Origin of the sequence: Corynebacterium freneyi (assembly GCF_030408835.1) — a bacterium.
GTDB lineage: Bacteria > Actinomycetota > Actinomycetes > Mycobacteriales > Mycobacteriaceae > Corynebacterium > Corynebacterium freneyi.
In genome coordinates this window covers 2,501,295-2,513,793 of sequence record NZ_CP047357.1, presented here as the reverse complement: position 1 = coordinate 2,513,793, position 12,499 = coordinate 2,501,295, and the positions used below count along the sequence as shown (strand labels likewise).

Below are 12,499 nucleotides of genomic sequence, written 5' to 3'. Positions count from 1 at the left end.
TGATCAAAAGACTCAACGGCTTGTAGGATCAGAGGCGTAGAGATCGTTCGTGTGAACGACTCCGCATTGCCGAACCCCGTTACCCCTGGTAGCGGGGTTTCGTGCGCGTGGGCCAGACCCGATACCGACCCCGGTCACGGATGGTGGACACTCGCCCCCACAGCTGGTTTTGGAGCTTCACCACCTTCGGGGCGGCCGCCTTCTGGGTGAGAATCCTGTTCGCGATGTACGTGCACAGGTCGGCGGCCTGGAGCCCGCGGTGGGCGCGCGAGTCGTAGAAGTCTAGTGAGTCGATCCTCGCGAGTTTCGAGCTTCGAAAGCCGAACGTCCCGTTCGCTTTGTAGTTGACGAATTCCTTGCGTCCTTCCTCCGCCGTGTAATGGTCATCGAGGTAGACCGTCACGGTTTCATCGTGTTTTTCGGCGAACTCGTTGATCCGCTCCAGGATGAAACCGATGCTGATCGTCCGGTGGTTGAATGGCCGCGCGTAGCGTTCCGATTGTGCGACTCGGTCAATGCATTCGACGTAGAGCGCTGTCGCGTGCTCGTCGATGATCGTCATGGCTTTGAGGTAGACGGCGGCGCATAACCGGACCGGCAGGCCTTTCCAATCGCACTTCTGCTGCATCATGTCGTGCCCGTGCAGCTCCGCTGCTGCCGGAATGGGCGTCGACGTGCTGTACTGCACCATCAAGTCGTCCAATGCCCGGTTCAACGGCTCGAGCTCGTCTTCTTTGACGATGAGAGCCGACAGAAAGAAATAGTCGGCGTCGGATTCCGACTCGTCGACGAATGCGTGCAGCATGGGGCGAGGGTATCCCGCCCCGCGGATGAAGTCGGTCGCCGAGTAGTGCCAGGCCTGTGACCGTGCGAACGCCCGCCCGAATCGGCTGGACAGGTGTTCCCCATCGCTTTCGTCGATGTGCTCAAACTAACGCCGCCGTTTCCGCAGGTCGCCGGTCGCGGGGCTTCGCTGGGCTACACGTAATTCATATACGGGTCTAAGGTGGGACATATGCACGAAGTGGCCTTGAGCATGCAGCTTGCGCGCATCGTCTCCAAGGCCGCAGACAACCGAAAAGTCCTGGTCGTCCGGCTGGAAATCGGCGCGCTGCGTCAGGTGGTGCCCGACACTCTGGCCCATGCCTGGAGGTTCGTGGTCAAGGACACCAACCTCGGGGCGTCCCGTCTCGACGTCGATTGGAAACCGGTGGTGCTGGAATGCCCCGCCGGCCACGTCGCGGAGATGCCCGAGTCGTGGGGGTTCGACTGCCGCACCTGCGGGCAGCCGGCGAAAGTCGTGGGCGGCGAAGAGTTTCGGGTGCTGGACATAGAACTTGAGCCACGATCCGGACAGACTCGGGAAAGAGCGTGACATGGGCCGCTTCCACAGGCACGACGACGGCACGGTGCATTCGCATGAGCACGGCGATCATCCGCACGATCACCACCATCACCATCACGACCACGGACATGCGCACGATCACGGACATGCGCATGCCCACGATCTGAACCACGTCGACGCGAACAGCGCGGAGCACGGCGATCACACCGGGTACGACACCGGCCGTGAGCGGGTGCTGATCCTCGAGGACATCTTCACGGAAAACGACGTCCGCGCCGCGGAGAACAGGGCGCTTTTCGACGACAACGACGTCACGGCCGTCAACGTGATGAGTTCTCCCGGCTCCGGAAAGACCGCTCTGCTGCGGCATGCGCTGGAGAAGTTGCGGGGCAAGGTTCGGGTCGGCGTCATCGAGGGCGACATCGAGACCCCGCTGGATGCGCAGCGGCTCGAGGGCCTCGGGGCGCAGATTTCGCTGCTCAACACGGGCCAGGGTTTCGGCGGCGAGTGCCACCTGGATGCGCCGATGATTTCCGCCGCGTTGAAGGGCCTGGATCTGGCGGAGCTGGATCTGGTGTTCATCGAAAACGTGGGCAACTTGGTGTGCCCGGCGGAGTTCGAGGTCGGCGAGCACCGGAAGATGATGGTCTACTCCGTCACGGAGGGTGAGGACAAGCCCCTGAAGTACCCGGTGATGTTCCGGGCGGTGGAGGCGGTGGCGGTCAACAAGATCGATTTGCTGCCGTACCTGGATTTCGACATGGATCTGTTCCTGGCGAATCTGCGGAAGGTCAATCCGGATGCGAAGGTGTTCGAGGTGTCGGCCAAGACGGGCGAGGGCCTCGACGCGTGGCTGGAGTGGCTGCTCGAGGGGAGTCGGGACCGATGATTCGGGCGGCGTCGGATTCACGGAGCTTTACGACGAACCTGCGGGCGGCGACATCGCCCGCGACATATGACGATGACGGGGGTGCGCACCGCCGATCGTGGTGCCGGTCCTCGGATTCATCGGGGATTGGGAGGACACGGAAGTGAACATCGGCGATGGCTGGCGGGGTGAGACGCTCGCCGAGAATCTGGAGAGGTCGGGCGTATCGCGCCGGGACTTCATGAAATTCTGCGGCGGGCTCGCCGCGATCTTTGCGGCGGGGACGCCCGCCATGGCCGGGGCGCAGGAGCTGACGCCGGCCGCGGAGGAGATCGCGGAGAAGCTGGGGGCGGTGAAGAAGCCCAATGTGGTGTGGCTCCAGTTGCAGGAGTGCACCGGCTGCATGGAGTCGGTGCTGCGTTCGGGCGGGGCGACGGTGGAGGACCTGGTGCTCAACCGGTTGTCCATGCCGTACAACGAGCTGCTGATGGCCCCGTCGGGTCATGCCGCGGAGGAGGCGCTGGACGAGGCCAACAAGGAGCCGCACATCCTGGTGGTCAACGGTTCGGTGCCGATGAAGGACGGCGGCATCTACTGCACCATCGGCGGCAAGACGGCCGAGCAGGTGCTCATGGAGGCCGCGGAGAACGCCACGGCGATTTTGGCGGTCGGCGCGTGCGCGGTGTGGGGGTCGGTGCAGGCGGCGAAGCCGAATCCGACCGGTGCGGTCGGCGTGGACGAGCTGATCAAGGACAAGCCGGTCATCAACGTCGCCGGGTGCCCGCCGATCGGCGAGGTGATCACCGCGACGATCACGTACATCCTCACCCACGGCGAGGCCCCGAAGGTCGACGCCGAGGGGCGCCCGCTGTTCGCCTACGACCAGCGCATTCACGACTCCTGCCCGCGTCGCCCGCATTTCGACGCCGGTCAGTTCGTCCGCACCTTCGACGACGAGGCCGCCCGCAACGGTTGGTGCCTGTACGAGGTCGGGTGCAAGGGCCCGTCGACGTTCAGCCCGTGCCCGATCATCCAGTGGAACCTGAAGTCGGGGTGGCCGATCGGCCAGGGCCATCCGTGCATCGGTTGCACGGAGAAGGATTTCTTCGACAAGTTCACCCCGTTCTACGAGGAGCTGCCGAACGTCACCGGCTTCGGCGTGGAGTCGACGGCCGCGAAGCTGGGGCTCGGCGCAGTCGGCGTCGCCGCCGCCGGCGTGGCGGTGCACGGGGGAATCACGACCATCAAGCAGATCGGCATCCGGCAGAAGTCGGGTGACGAAAAGGTGATCGCCACGTTCGGCGATGGCCCGGACGCCGGTGCCGCCGGCCGCGGCGTCGACGCCGAGGACAACATCTCCGGTGGAGAGACGGGGAAGGACAGGTAAATGGCCACGGAAAGACTCGTCATCGATCCGCTGACCCGCATCGAGGGGCACCTGCGCATCGAGCTGGAGCACGAAAACGGCAAGATTTCCGACGCGTGGAGCGAGACGACCATGTTCCGCGGCATCGAGGAGATCTGCCGGGGCCGTGACCCCCGCGACGTGTGGGCGTTCGTCGGCCGCATCTGCGGCGTGTGCACCGGCGTGCATTCGGTCGCCTCCGTCGTCGCGGTGGAAGACGCCATCGGTTCGAACCCGCCGCCGCAGGCCCGCCGCATCCGCGATCTGGTCCTGGGGTCGCAGGAGATCCACGACCATACGGTGCACTTCTATCACCTGCACGCCCTGGACTGGGTCAACGTCGTCTCCGCCGCGGAGGCCGACGTCGACAAGGCCCTGGAGTTCGCCCGGTCCATCGGATCGACGTGGCGGGGCAACACCTACGACAAGTTCGCCAAGGTCAAGGAGACCCTGAATCAGGTCATCGAGTCCGGCCAGCTGTCGATCTTCACCGGCGGCTACTGGGACCACCCCGACTACCGTCTTCCTCCCGAGGCGAACCTGATGGCGGTGTCCCATTACCTCGACGCCCTGGAGTTCCAGCGGTCGATCATCCGCATCAACACGGTCTTCGGCGGCAAGAACCCGCACCCGAATTTCCTGGTCGGCGGCATGGCCTGCTCGATTGACCCGGACAAGTCGGAGACGGTCAACCAGGTCCACCTGGACCAGGTCGAGACGTGGGTCGCCGAGATGGTCGAGTTCGTGCGCGACTGCTACTACCCGGACGCGGTGGCGATCATGGGCGCGTACAAGGACTACTTCGACATCGGAGCCGCCGCCCCGAATTTCCTGGCGGTCGGCATGGCCGGCGCGACGTATGCGGGTGACCCGGCGACGTCGCGGGTCGAGACGACGCACCCGGAGGTCAAGCCCGGCGTGATCCTCGACGGCGATTACTCGAAGGTGGCGCCGTTTGATCCGCAGAAGATCGAGGAGTTCGTGTCCTCGGCGTGGTTCACCTACGAGGACGGCGACGACAAGGGTCTGCACCCGCTGGTCGGCGAAACGACCGTGGACTACACCGGCCCGACGCCGCCGTACGAATGGTTGGGCGACGACGACAAGTACACGTGGTCGAAGGCGCCGCGCTACGACGGTCGCGTCATCCAGGTCGGCCCCGTCGCCCGCGTGCTCAACGCGTACGTGCAGGGCGAGCCCCGCACCAGGGAGCTTGTCGACGAGGCCCGCCGGACGCTGGGCATCGAGGTCGGGCAGCTCAATTCCACGGCCGGACGCACGTACGCCCGCGCCGTCGAGGCGGTCACCGCCGCGGAGTACATGTCCGAGGTGGTCATGCCGCAGTTCGTCGAGGGCATCCGCAACGGCGACATCGACGTGTTCGACGCCTCCAAGTGGGAGCCGTCGAGTTGGCCGGACGAATGCTCGGGCATGGCCTTCACGGAGGTCGCGCGCGGCATGCTCAGCCATTTCACGTCCATCAAGGACGGGAAGGTCAGCAACTACCAGGCGGTCGTGCCCACCACGTGGCTGGCCGGCGGCCGGGACCCGGAGGGCAACCTCGGCCCCTACGAGGAGTCGCTGGCCGGCGGCCATCCGCTGGTCGATCCGGAGCAGCCGCTGGAGCCCATCCGCACCATCCACTCCTTCGACCCCTGCATGTCCTGCGCGGTCCACGTGCTGGACCCGGAGGGGACGGAGATCTTCAAGACGGTGACGTCATGACCGCCCCGGACAAGACCCCGGATCGGGGCATGGAAGCCCAGGAGATGTCGGCGGATTCGTTGCGCGAGCCCGGTGCTCCGCGGCGGATCATCGACGGCGAGGAGTACGTCCGCGTCGACCTGTGGTCGGCGAGCCTGCGGTTCCAGCATTGGGCGTCGGTGCTGCTCATCGTGGTGATGTCGGCGACCGGCTGGTACATCATGGACCCGTTCTTCGGCCCGGACGCGGCGACGTCCGCGGCGTCGGGGGACACCGGGTATTTGATGGGCATCATCCGCTTCATCCACATCACCGCGGGTTTCCTGTGGTGTGGCGTGGCGTTGGCGCGGTTGTTCATGCTGTTCTTCGCGCGCGGCAAACAGTCGCGGTGGAGGGCACTGTCGCCGGTCCATTCGATGAAGGACGTCAAGGGCCTGTGGGACGTGACGTTGTACTACGCGTTCCTGAAGAAGGAAGCGCCGCTGTACATCGCCCACAATCCGCTGCAGCAGTTGTCCTACACGGGCATCTACGCGATGTGCCTGCTGCAGGTGATCACGGGCCTGGCGCTGTTCGGGCTGTACGACCAGTCGAATTGGTTCCTCATGGTGCTGTCGTACCCGATCCATTGGGTCGGCATTCCGGTCGTCCGGCTGATCCACACGGTGTTGATGTTCCTCATCTGGGTGTTCGTGGTCATTCACGTGTACCTGGCCGTGCGGTCCGACGTCGTGGAGAAGCACGGCGGCATCTCCTCGATGATCAACGGCGGCATGTGGTTGCACCGCGACGCCAAGCCGGTCGACGGCGATCGCGTCGGTCCGCCGGAGCACAAGGAGGAGAAGGCCCGTCGTTTCCGGTGGGCGCGGGCGAACCGGTGGACGGCGAAGTGACGGGCCCGGCGGACCCGGCGGACCCTGCGGGCCCGGCGATCACGGTCCTGGGCGTCGGCAACGCCGTCATGGGCGACGACGCCGCCGGGCTGGAGATCCTCCGTTTGCTCAAGGCCCGGTTCGCGGGGCGCGGCGATGATGCCGACCACACCGGCGACGTCCGCGACGCCGACGGCGCCCACTCCGTCGACGTGGACGCCCTCGTTCCGTTGACCAGTGCGTCGTCGACGCCGTCGACGCCGTCGCACGTGACGACGGCGACGGCCACGGCCACGGACATCGCCGCCGGTCCCGACGGGCGCATCGGCGACGTCGCGTTCGTCGAAGGGGGCACGTCCGGCCTGGAATTGGTGGGCGTGGTCGGCGAGGCGCGCAAGTTGCTGGTCCTCGATGGGCTGACCGGCCCGGGGGACCCCGGCGACGTGGTGGTGCTGGAGGGCGACCAGGTGCCGCGTCTGCTCAATTCGAAGTTGTCGCCGCACCAGGTGGGGCTGCTGGATCTGCTGGCCACGGCGCGGCTGCTGGGCCGGGAGCCGGAGCTCGTCGGCGTCGTCGGCGTGGTGTGCGCCAGCGCCGAGCTGGAGGTGCGCCTGACCCCGGAGGTCGCCGCGGGCGTGCCGGCGGCGGTCGCCGCGGCGGAGGACGTGTTGGCGCGGTGGGCGGCGGATTAGGTGCCTGTGCCCGTGCCGGTGTCCGCGCCCACGTCCACGTCGACTTCCCGGATCGCGAATTCCCGCCCGTGCCGCAGGTCGGCGGTGGGGGCGCCGCAGGCGGGGCAGGCGAGGGCGAAGAATTCGTCGATTTCGTGTTCGGCCGCGCAGGCCGGGCACCACACGGTGGCGGGGATGATGTCGATTTCCAGGTCGGCCCCGGCGCAGACGGTGCCGCCGGTGGCCAGTGGCCAGGCGGCGTGCAGGGCGTCTTCGATGACGCCGGAGCGGGTGCCCACGTCGAGGGCGACGCGCCGCACGCGTCGGCCGTCGGCGGCGTCGACGATGACCTCGACCACGCCAGTCAAAAGCCCCAATTCATGCATGCCCCAAGTGTGGCACGTCGTTCGAATGTGAAAGCGTTGGTGTCATGAGCGAGACCATTCACCTGGATCAGCTGGTCGATCCGTTCGAGGCGAGGGTCGTGGTCGTCCGCGCCGCCGATGGGACGGTCGCCGATGCCCGTTTCGATCTGTCGGGCCTGCCGCGCCTGGATCCGATGCTGGTGGGCAAGGACGTCGCGGGGGTGCCGGATCTGGTGAAGATGCTCTGCGGCATCTGTCCCGTCGCCCATCATTTGGCGGGGGTGGCGGCGTTGGAGTCGTTGGCGGGCATCGCGCCGGAGAATCTGCCGCGCCACGTGCGGGAGCAGCGGTTGCTGTTGCATCACGGCAGCGTCCTCGATTCCCTGTCCTCCCGTTTCATCGGCCGCGACCGCGACCTCGCCGTGCGCCTGCGCCGCCTGGGCAAGTTGGCCATGAAGGCGGCGGGCGCGCCGGGCCATTTCCCCGACGTCGCGGTCCCCGGCGGCGTGCGCGTTCCCGTCGATGCGGAGGCGCTGGCCGAACTTGCGGCAGGGCTTCCCGTGCTTGACGACGATCTGGCGTCCCTCCTTCTCGGCCTGCCGGCCGCGGGCGCTCGGGCGGCGGCGACGGCGCGGTTCGACGGCCTGGATGTCGCGGTGGTCGATGCCAGCGGCGAGCTCGATCCGCTGGGCGGCCACGTCGGGCTCGTCGGCGACGGCGTGGAGGAAACGATGACCGCGGCGCAATGGGCGTCGCACGTGACGGAGAGCCGCCCCGGCGCCCCCGACCCGCGGCCGGTCATCGAACTCGAGACCATCGACGGCGGCGTGCGTCGGTGGCCGTACCGGGTGGGGCCGCTGGCTCGGGCGCGGTTCCGGGCGATTGCCGGGGACACCGGCGCCACCGACGACCCGTTCGAGGCGCAGGTGCTCGGCCTCGTCGACTCCGTCGCCGCCTTGGCTCGTCTGGTCGGATCCCTGGCCGTCGCGCCCTCCGACGGCACGGGCGGGAGCACGGTGAACGCGGGGGAGGGGGCGTCGTCAAGCATGAAGCGGGGAACCGGAATCGGCGTCGTCGACGGCCCGCGCGGACTGCTCGCGCACGAATACGAGGTGGATGAGGCAGGGACGGTGACCGGCTGCCGCATCCTGACGCCCACCGCCCAAAACGAAGGGTGGCTGGCCGGAATGCTGCGCGCCTCGCTGGCGGCGGCCGGCGACGGGGACGCCGACCGCGAAGCATGGGCCGAGGCCGCGATCAGGGCCGCCGACCCGTGCCTGCCGTGCACGTCGGCACCCGAAGGCGGCATGGGCGTTACCGTGGAAGACGCGGAGCAAAAGGAAGGCGGACGCTGACATGTGCATCGGGGTTCCGGGGAAGATCCTGGCCATCCACGACGGGCTCATGCCGATGGCCGACCTCGACTTCGGCGGCACCGCCCGCCAATGCTGCTTGGCGTACGTGCCCGAGGCGCAGGTCGGCGATTGGGTGCTCATCCAGAACGGATTCGCCATGGACGTCATCGACGACGACGCGGCGCAGGCGGCGCTGACCGCGATCGGGGAGCTGGGTTTGGCGCCCGGGGTTGAACCTGACGTCGCGTCAGGTGATTGAGTCCGGTTCATGCGAGACGAAGCGATTCCGACCACCGACGGCACCTGCGACGGCGACGGCACCGAGCTGACCATCGGCGAGGCAGCCGAGCTGCTCGGGATCACCGTGCGGACGCTGCGGCACTGGGAGTCGATCGACCTGCTGGTGCCGTCGTGGCGGACGCTCGGCGGCCACCGGCTCTACGTCGACGCCGACCTGGAACGCGCGCAGCGGATCCTGGTGTACCGGGAGATCGGACTGCCGCTGGCGGAGGTCCGCGGCCTGGTCGACGGTGACGGCGACGCCCGGGAACACCTGGAGCGCCAGCGTCGGCTGCTGGTCGATCGCGCCTCGCATCTGCGCCGGATCATCGGCGCAGTCGACGAGATGCTGGAGGAGATGAGCATGAACGACGGAAAGAACACCACGATGGACGCCCGCGCCGCGGCCGAGAAGTTCGGCGGCGGGTGGCGCCAGGACTTCGCCGACGAGGCCGAGGCCCGCTGGGGCGACACCGAGGCGTGGGAGCAGTCGCAGCAGGCGAACGCGAACCGCACCGAGGAGGAGTGGGCGCAGATGTACGCCGACCAGGAAGCGCTGGTGGCGAAGCTGGCGCAGGCCATCGGCGACGACGTCGACCCCGATTCGGAGCTCGGCCGGGAGGTGTCCGCCATGCACCGCGCGGGCGTGGAGAAGCATTACGAATGCGGCCACGGCCGCCAGGTGATCCTGGCCCGGATGTACCTGGTCGACGAGCGGTTCCACGAGGCTTACGGCGGAGTGGAGCCGACGAAGTGGCTGGTCGCGGCCATCGAGGCCGATGCCCGCGCCCACGGCGTCGACCCGGAGACCGCCTCCTGGGATTGACCCCTGCGGGCCGATTCCGCCCGGCTCCGCCGCGGATCGCCTACCCTCGCGGGCATGAGCGAAAAGCACCACGACCCCGTCACGGACCTTCCGGACGGGGTCGACGCCGACTCCGGCCGCCCGCGCGTGGTCATCGTCCACGGATACAACGGCTACCCCGCCAAGCACTGGTACCCGTGGCTGGCCTCCGAACTGGTCGGGGCGGGTTTCCCCGTCACCCGCGTGGCGCTGCCCGATCCGACGCGGCCGGACCCGGGGGCGTGGGCGGCGGCGCTGGCCGAGCAGGCCGGCACGTTGGACGGGGCCGTGGTGGTCGCCCACTCCCTCGGCTGCATCACCGTGCTGTCGCATCTGGAGCGGCACCCGGAGCAGCGTCCGCGCGGCCTGGTGTTCGTCGCCGGTTTCGATGCGCGGGTGGCCGCGCTGCCGGAGCTCGACGACTACATCGGCGACGGCGTGGGCACCGAGGCGCTGCTGCCGAGGCTCGGTGACGTGGAAGTGGTCATGTCCGACGGCGACCACGTCGTGCCCAACGCCGACACTGCGGCGATGGCGAAGAGGCTCGGCGTCGAACCAACTGTCGTCCCCGGTGCGAAGCACTTCCTGTACTCCGACGGGGTGACCGAGGTGCCCGAGGTTCGCGACGCCGCGCTGCGGATCCTGTCGACGTAGCCGGAGCAGCCCTGATGCTCGAGCTCACTCCCACCGCAGCCCGCGCCGCCCGTTGCCGGGCGCAGCTGCTCACCGCGAAGGATCGCGCCGCCGATGCTGTGTCCGCCGTGCGGCACATGCTGGCCATGCAGGCTCAGAACGCGAAGGCGGCGCGGTGGGCGGTGGGCATCCGCACGAAGGGCGCGAAGTATTCGGACGTGCAGGCCGCGCTGGAATCCGGCGCGCTTATCCGCACGTGGCCCATGCGTGGCACGCACCACGTCATGGCCGCCGAAGACGTCTCCTGGCTGACGGGCCTGTGTTCCCACCGGGCGCGTTCGGGCGTGGAGAAGCGTCGAGCGGCCCTGGGGCTCACGCTCGACGACGTGCTCCGCGCCGGTGCCGCCCTGGTCGAGGCCACCGCCGACCCCGGACGACTGCCCGAACACGTCGCCGAGAAGGCCGTCCCCTTCGTCGGCCCGAGAGGTGCCGCGGTCGCGTTGACCAGGGACGGAGTGCGCGAGCTGTGGGCGACGGTCGGCATCGATTCGTCGTCGAGCCGCGGTTCCCACATGCTGCGTTTTCTGTGCGAGGAACGCGTCCTGGTGCAGGGCCCGCCGGTCGGCACCGCGGACACCTTCACCGCGTTCGAGGCGTGGGTGCCGGCGGCCGACGACGGCGCCGACGACGCGGAGACCGATGAATTGCTGCGTCGGCTCGTCGTCAAGCATTTGCGTGGCCGGGGACCGGCGCAGGTCTCCGACATCGCGTGGTGGTCGGGGCACGCGAACGCCACCATCCGGCGGGCCGTGGACATCGCGGGCGACGCGGTGGCGGAGGTGTCGGTGGCGGGGGAGCGGTACCTGATGCTCGCCGAGGCGGCCGAGGAGGCGGCGGCGAACCCGAAGGCCCGACCGCCGCGTGGGCCGATCGCGCTGCCCGCGTTCGACGAGTACCTGATGGGCTACGGCGACCGGGCGCTCGTGCTGGACAAGGACGCGGAGCCGGAGCTGTTCGCGCTGATCGGGCCGACAAAGAACGGCCTGGTAAACCGGGCGACGATGAAGGCCGGTCGGATCGTCGACACTTGGGACGAGGACCACCCGGCGGCATCGGACTACCTGAGGTTCGCGGGGCGCTGACTTACACCTCCCGCACGTGGCCCGTGACGTGCGGGGTGTCGCTTCTTGCGGTCCCAGCCCACGATGTCGGTGCCGCTGCGGCCGAGTAAGGCTACGCCACCGCAGTTTCCGGTTCCCGTGATTCCCCCGCCCCGCGCCAGGTGATGACCGCACCGGCCACCGCCACCAAAACGATGCCGGCGGCCATGGACCCCGTCAGCCGGTCACCGGAAAACGTCCACCCCAGGAGGGCGCCGATGACCGGGTCCAACGCGAAGAGCGTGCCGACGATCGCCGCTGACGTGATGCCGGCGGCGATGGTGTCGACCACGTAGGGGACGACGGCGCCGATGAAGCCGGAGATGATGATGGTGACCCACATCGAACCGTCGACAAGCGGTGCGGCGGGGACGGAAAACGGCGTGAGGATCAGCGCGGCGACGACCACGGACAGCGCCAGGTCCGGCATGCATCCGCCCTCGGCGCCTCCCATCCGGGCGGCGAAGAGCGTGTAGGCGCCGAAGAAGATCGCGCCGACTGCGGCGTATGCGATGCCGATGACGTCCAGGTCGTTGGACGGCTGCGCGATCAGGGCGACGCCGATGAACGCGACGACGGCCCACAGCCGCGAGCGCCACATCGTCAGCCCCAGGAAGGACACGACGCAGGGGCCGAGGAAGTCGATGGTCACGGCGACGCCCTGGGGGAGGCGGGCGATGGCCGCGTAGACCATCATGCTCATCATGCCCATCGCGATGCCGTAGACCACGATGTTGATCGCCCGGGCGCGCGTCATCCCGGACAGCTTCGGGCGGAACAACACCACCATGATGATGGCCGCGGCGGCCATGCGCAGTCCCGAAATACCCGGGGCACCGACCGTGGACAGCATGTCCGTCACCAGCACCGCCGCGGCCTGGGTTCCGATGGAACCGATGAGAACCAGAACGACCGGGGCCACCGGCAGAGTCAGAAACCGGTTGACGCTCCGCAGTAACGGCCCCTGCCGGGGAACCCGCCGGGGCGGCCGCCCGGTG

At 68.3% G+C, this 12,499-nt stretch carries 14 protein-coding genes; 11 read left to right on the top strand and 3 right to left on the bottom strand.

Annotated elements, in window-relative coordinates; all coding sequences use genetic code 11:
* Positions 1-79: 79 nt before the first annotated feature.
* Positions 80-805, bottom strand: a complete 726-nt coding sequence (locus tag CFREN_RS11270) for a DUF3800 domain-containing protein (RefSeq protein WP_035120554.1) — start codon at positions 803-805, stop codon at positions 80-82.
* A gap of 210 nt (positions 806-1,015) precedes the next feature.
* On the opposite strand from CFREN_RS11270, the gene CFREN_RS11265 reads away from it, so the two are divergent.
* The 6 genes from CFREN_RS11265 (at position 1,016) to CFREN_RS11240 (ending at position 6,886) form a co-directional block, all read left to right on the top strand.
* Entirely contained in the window at positions 1,016-1,375 is a 360-nt protein-coding gene (locus CFREN_RS11265) for a hydrogenase maturation nickel metallochaperone HypA/HybF (protein WP_035120555.1), read from the top strand.
* Between the two features lies 1 nt (position 1,376).
* The gene (gene hypB, locus CFREN_RS11260) at positions 1,377-2,234 is read left to right on the top strand and encodes a hydrogenase nickel incorporation protein HypB (protein ID WP_209651946.1); all 858 of its coding nucleotides are present in this window, start codon (positions 1,377-1,379) and stop codon (positions 2,232-2,234) included.
* A gap of 142 nt (positions 2,235-2,376) precedes the next feature.
* On the top strand, positions 2,377-3,600 hold the full coding sequence (locus tag CFREN_RS11255) for a hydrogenase small subunit (protein ID WP_084082634.1): 1,224 nt from the start codon (positions 2,377-2,379) through the stop codon (positions 3,598-3,600).
* Positions 3,601-5,343, top strand: coding sequence for a nickel-dependent hydrogenase large subunit (locus CFREN_RS11250; protein ID WP_035120558.1), 1,743 nt, complete (start codon positions 3,601-3,603; stop codon positions 5,341-5,343). It abuts the gene before it with no gap.
* A complete protein-coding gene (gene cybH, locus CFREN_RS11245; RefSeq protein WP_052053999.1) occupies positions 5,340-6,215 on the top strand; it encodes a Ni/Fe-hydrogenase, b-type cytochrome subunit in 876 nt (291 codons plus the stop codon). The genes CFREN_RS11250 and cybH overlap by 4 nt, the downstream gene beginning before the upstream one ends.
* Positions 6,212-6,886 carry a hydrogenase maturation protease gene (locus CFREN_RS11240; protein ID WP_246580140.1) on the top strand — a complete coding sequence of 225 codons (675 nt, stop codon included), beginning with the start codon at positions 6,212-6,214 and terminating at the stop codon, positions 6,884-6,886. The genes cybH and CFREN_RS11240 overlap by 4 nt, the downstream gene beginning before the upstream one ends.
* Here CFREN_RS11240 and CFREN_RS11235 read toward each other — a convergent pair.
* Positions 6,883-7,251, bottom strand: coding sequence for a hydrogenase maturation nickel metallochaperone HypA/HybF (locus CFREN_RS11235; protein WP_070519803.1), 369 nt, complete (start codon positions 7,249-7,251; stop codon positions 6,883-6,885). The genes CFREN_RS11240 and CFREN_RS11235 overlap by 4 nt on opposite strands.
* 44 nt (positions 7,252-7,295) lie before the next feature.
* On the opposite strand from CFREN_RS11235, the gene CFREN_RS11230 reads away from it, so the two are divergent.
* The 5 genes from CFREN_RS11230 to CFREN_RS11210 are packed head-to-tail and all read left to right on the top strand — an operon-like array spanning position 7,296 to position 11,483.
* Complete coding sequence (locus tag CFREN_RS11230) at positions 7,296-8,585, top strand: reducing hydrogenase subunit alpha (RefSeq protein ID WP_209651948.1); 1,290 nt, start codon at positions 7,296-7,298, stop codon at positions 8,583-8,585.
* Position 8,586: 1 nt separating this feature from the next.
* Positions 8,587-8,844: a HypC/HybG/HupF family hydrogenase formation chaperone gene (locus CFREN_RS11225; RefSeq protein WP_035120564.1), complete on the top strand. Its 258-nt coding sequence runs from the start codon at positions 8,587-8,589 to the stop codon at positions 8,842-8,844.
* Between the two features lie 9 nt (positions 8,845-8,853).
* Positions 8,854-9,690 carry a MerR family transcriptional regulator gene (locus CFREN_RS11220; RefSeq protein ID WP_209651950.1) on the top strand — a complete coding sequence of 279 codons (837 nt, stop codon included), beginning with the start codon at positions 8,854-8,856 and terminating at the stop codon, positions 9,688-9,690.
* 54 nt (positions 9,691-9,744) lie between these two features.
* The gene (locus CFREN_RS11215) at positions 9,745-10,362 is read left to right on the top strand and encodes an RBBP9/YdeN family alpha/beta hydrolase (RefSeq protein WP_209651952.1); all 618 of its coding nucleotides are present in this window, start codon (positions 9,745-9,747) and stop codon (positions 10,360-10,362) included.
* A 14-nt stretch (positions 10,363-10,376) separates the two neighbouring features.
* Positions 10,377-11,483, top strand: a complete 1,107-nt coding sequence (locus CFREN_RS11210) for a winged helix DNA-binding domain-containing protein (protein WP_209651954.1) — start codon at positions 10,377-10,379, stop codon at positions 11,481-11,483.
* Between the two features lie 91 nt (positions 11,484-11,574).
* Here the strand turns inward: CFREN_RS11210 and CFREN_RS11205 are convergent, their stop codons facing one another.
* A complete protein-coding gene (locus tag CFREN_RS11205) occupies positions 11,575-12,423 on the bottom strand; it encodes an EamA family transporter (protein ID WP_246580139.1) in 849 nt (282 codons plus the stop codon).
* Positions 12,424-12,499 lie beyond the last annotated feature (76 nt).

Bases quoted from the DNA above. Each gene is read 5' to 3' on its own strand.
- CFREN_RS11270 (WP_035120554.1), bottom strand. From the start codon at position 805: ATGCTGCACGCATTCGTCGACGAGTCGGAATCCGACGCCGACTATTTC.
- CFREN_RS11265 (WP_035120555.1), top strand. From the start codon at position 1,016: ATGCACGAAGTGGCCTTGAGCATGCAGCTTGCGCGCATCGTCTCCAAG.
- hypB (WP_209651946.1), top strand. From the start codon at position 1,377: ATGGGCCGCTTCCACAGGCACGACGACGGCACGGTGCATTCGCATGAG.
- CFREN_RS11250 (WP_035120558.1), top strand. From the start codon at position 3,601: ATGGCCACGGAAAGACTCGTCATCGATCCGCTGACCCGCATCGAGGGG.
- cybH (WP_052053999.1), top strand. From the start codon at position 5,340: ATGACCGCCCCGGACAAGACCCCGGATCGGGGCATGGAAGCCCAGGAG.
- CFREN_RS11235 (WP_070519803.1), bottom strand. From the start codon at position 7,251: ATGCATGAATTGGGGCTTTTGACTGGCGTGGTCGAGGTCATCGTCGAC.
- CFREN_RS11230 (WP_209651948.1), top strand. From the start codon at position 7,296: ATGAGCGAGACCATTCACCTGGATCAGCTGGTCGATCCGTTCGAGGCG.
- CFREN_RS11225 (WP_035120564.1), top strand. From the start codon at position 8,587: ATGTGCATCGGGGTTCCGGGGAAGATCCTGGCCATCCACGACGGGCTC.
- CFREN_RS11220 (WP_209651950.1), top strand. From the start codon at position 8,854: ATGCGAGACGAAGCGATTCCGACCACCGACGGCACCTGCGACGGCGAC.
- CFREN_RS11215 (WP_209651952.1), top strand. From the start codon at position 9,745: ATGAGCGAAAAGCACCACGACCCCGTCACGGACCTTCCGGACGGGGTC.
- CFREN_RS11210 (WP_209651954.1), top strand. From the start codon at position 10,377: ATGCTCGAGCTCACTCCCACCGCAGCCCGCGCCGCCCGTTGCCGGGCG.